Source organism: Fusibacter sp. (assembly GCF_057447755.1).
Map to the genome: position 1 here is coordinate 1 of NZ_JBVBZF010000399.1, position 2,923 is coordinate 2,923.

Here is a 2,923-nt window from a genome sequence, read left to right on the forward strand (position 1 = left end):
AACAATAAAACCTTTGATACACCAAGAGTAATGGTTGAAGCGGGCTGTAAGATTGCAATAATGACAGACAGTCCTGTGATTCCACTTGAATATTTACCAATGTGTGCAGCACTTGCTCATAGATCGGGTCTTGATGAAATGGAAGCGCTTAAATGCATTAGTATTAATGCGGCAGAAGTTTTAGGGATCCAAGACAGAGTTGGTAGCCTTGAAGCTGGAAAAGACGCGGATATCGTCATCTGGGACCGTCATCCATTTGATTTGCAGTCACATGTGGATATGACCATCGTCAATGGTGAAGTTGTCTACAAAAGATAGTGTAAAAACCACACTGCTTTACAAGGATGATTTTTAACGATAAATGATTATACACAACAAAATTTGAGTCATAAGCTGTGACGAGGCGTGTTGGGTCTCAAACAACCTAAGCGAAAATTGCTATGAGACATCCTGAGATGACTCAAATGTTGTTATTTTTAGAGCTTTAAAATTTATAGAGGGCATAAAGGGTACTCGGCAATATGAGCACTTCTTTAACGCCCTCTTATTTTGGTTCGTTCAAGACATATAACAATATGCACCCATTCTTGTAAATCACATGCAATTGGTATAAAATAAATGAAGCAAGGAGGATGTCATCAATGCAAATTAAGCTTAATATAGATTCTATAGACGCAACACAAAGTCTAGCGGCAGCTTTTGCCAAAACAATGAAAAGTGGCGATGTCTTATGTCTTCAAGGAGATTTGGGGGCAGGTAAGACAACTTTCACTCAATTCTTATGTAACGCTTTAAAGGTTGAGGATTACGTGACAAGCCCTACATTTAATATAATGAATGCCTATGAAGGTACTTTGCCCATATACCACTTTGACGTATATAGAATATCTGAACCGGATGAAATGTATGAGATCGGGTTTGAGGAATACCTCTATGGAAAAGGCGTCTGTATTGTTGAATGGGCTAATTTAGTAGAAGACTTGATTCCAACGTCGGCAGTCTGGATGACGATTTCCTTGGCCGTAACAGGTGAAAGAACTGTTGTAATACAAGGCAATGAGCCTTTTTTAAATGGATTAAGAGATCATATGAAAAGCATAATGGATAGAAAGGATGAACGCGTATGAAAACCATGATTGTGGATACTTCATCAAGCACCGCAAGTGTCGCCATTTTTAATCAACAAGTCTTGATTGGAGAGTTCTTATTAAACACGCCAAATACGCATTCCCAGAAATTAATGCCACTGATTGAGTCTCTTTTGACCATGCTTCATTTAAAAATAAAGGAGTTTGATTTAATTATTGCATGTGAGGGACCAGGGTCTTTCACAGGTGTGCGCATTGGCTTAAGTACGGTTAAAGCCTTTTCTCAACCCTTTAATATACCCCTTATTACAGAAACGAGTTTAGCCATGCTCGCAAGTGGTTTAAGATATTTTGATGGCATTATTGTTCCAATCATTGATGCCAAACGCAGTGATGTCTACTTTGGTGAGATGACGTGGGAAAAGGGTGGACTTGTAAAAATAAATGAAGATGTAATGGCGCTTCCAGATTTGCTGGAATATATAAAGGAAACCTACCCTAATAGGAAGATTATGTTTGTAGGAGATGCAACAGAAATCTATTTAGAAATGATAGAAACCTTTATTGAGAATCATAAGTGTGCCAACATGTTTATCTCAGATCCAAGCGCGAATATTCCCAAGGCATCTAATTTGGCCTATTTGATTAATTCAGACCATAAAACTTTAAACTACCATGAGGTAAAAGCCAATTATATGAGAAAATCTCAAGCAGAAAGAGATTTAAAGTGAAAGGACTAAAGATGACTTCAAGAAATTCAGATGATATAAATATGAAAAAAGATAGTGTAGGCATTATTGAGGTTAGAAGAATGCGCATTGATGATGTTGAAAGTGTCTTTGAGATTGAAACGCTTTCCTTTAAAACCCCTTGGACAAAAGAAGCCTTTGAAAATGAAGTAACAAAAAACCAGTTGGCAGTGTATTTTGTTGTTACTTTAGATGGATGTGTTGTCGGATACGCAGGTATGTGGACCATCGTTGACGAACTACACGTCACAAATGTGGCTGTGACACCCGATCAAAGGGGAAAAGGCCTTTCTAGCAGACTTATGGAAACCCTATTTGAGTATGCAATAGACCATAAATTTGCCAGTATGACGTTAGAAGTCAGAACGACAAATTCTGTAGCCATTAAGCTTTATGAAAAATTTGGTTTTAAAGGTCTTGGCGTTAGAAAAGGATATTATCAGGATACAAATGAAGACGCTTTAATCATGTGGAAGGAGTTTTAACATGAAAAAATCAGTGATAACGCTGGCGATTGAAACCAGTTGTGATGAAACCTCATGTGCAATATTATCAGATGGGCGCACAGTCCTTTCCAATGAGATCTTTACTCAAATAGAGATTCACAAGGCCTTTGGAGGTGTTGTTCCAGAGGTGGCATCCAGAAATCATCTTGAAAAAATGACGTGGATTATTGAGGATAGCTTAAAAACAGCAAATCTTACCTTTGATGACATAGATCATATTGCAGTAACCTATGGACCAGGCCTTGTTGGTGCCTTGCTGGTTGGTCTTTCTACCGCTAAGGCGCTATCATATGCACTAGAGATTCCACTAGTGCCAGTAAATCATATTGAGGGTCATATCGCAGCGAACTATATAGCGCATCCAGAACTTGAACCGCCTTTCATTTGTCTAGTGGTTTCTGGAGGTCATACACACTTGGTGGAGGTAGAGGATTATACAACCTTTGAAGTTATTGGAAAGACCAGAGATGATGCAGCTGGAGAAGCATTTGATAAGGTTGCAAGAACTTTAGGTCTTGGATATCCAGGAGGACCTTTAATTGATAAGATTGCAAGGGAAGGTAACCCTCACGCAATTGAT

5 protein-coding genes are annotated in these 2,923 nt (G+C 38.5%); all 5 read left to right on the forward strand.

Annotation, left to right across the window (positions count from 1 at the left end; genetic code table 11):
* The coding region (locus AC220I_RS20790; RefSeq protein ID WP_486725784.1) for an amidohydrolase family protein at positions 1-318 on the forward strand (318 nt) is incomplete at its 5' end.
* A gap of 323 nt (positions 319-641) precedes the next feature.
* On the forward strand, positions 642-1,127 hold the full coding sequence (tsaE, locus tag AC220I_RS20795) for a tRNA (adenosine(37)-N6)-threonylcarbamoyltransferase complex ATPase subunit type 1 TsaE (protein ID WP_486725785.1): 486 nt from the start codon (positions 642-644) through the stop codon (positions 1,125-1,127).
* Positions 1,124-1,819, forward strand: a complete 696-nt coding sequence (gene tsaB / locus AC220I_RS20800) for a tRNA (adenosine(37)-N6)-threonylcarbamoyltransferase complex dimerization subunit type 1 TsaB (RefSeq protein WP_486725786.1) — start codon at positions 1,124-1,126, stop codon at positions 1,817-1,819. Before tsaE ends, tsaB begins: the two co-directional genes overlap by 4 nt.
* A 41-nt stretch (positions 1,820-1,860) precedes the next feature.
* Complete coding sequence (gene rimI / locus AC220I_RS20805) at positions 1,861-2,322, forward strand: ribosomal protein S18-alanine N-acetyltransferase (RefSeq protein ID WP_486725787.1); 462 nt, start codon at positions 1,861-1,863, stop codon at positions 2,320-2,322.
* A gap of 1 nt (position 2,323) precedes the next feature.
* Positions 2,324-2,923, forward strand: a 600-nt coding sequence (gene tsaD / locus AC220I_RS20810) for a tRNA (adenosine(37)-N6)-threonylcarbamoyltransferase complex transferase subunit TsaD (protein WP_486725788.1), incomplete at its 3' end; no start/stop codon positions are given.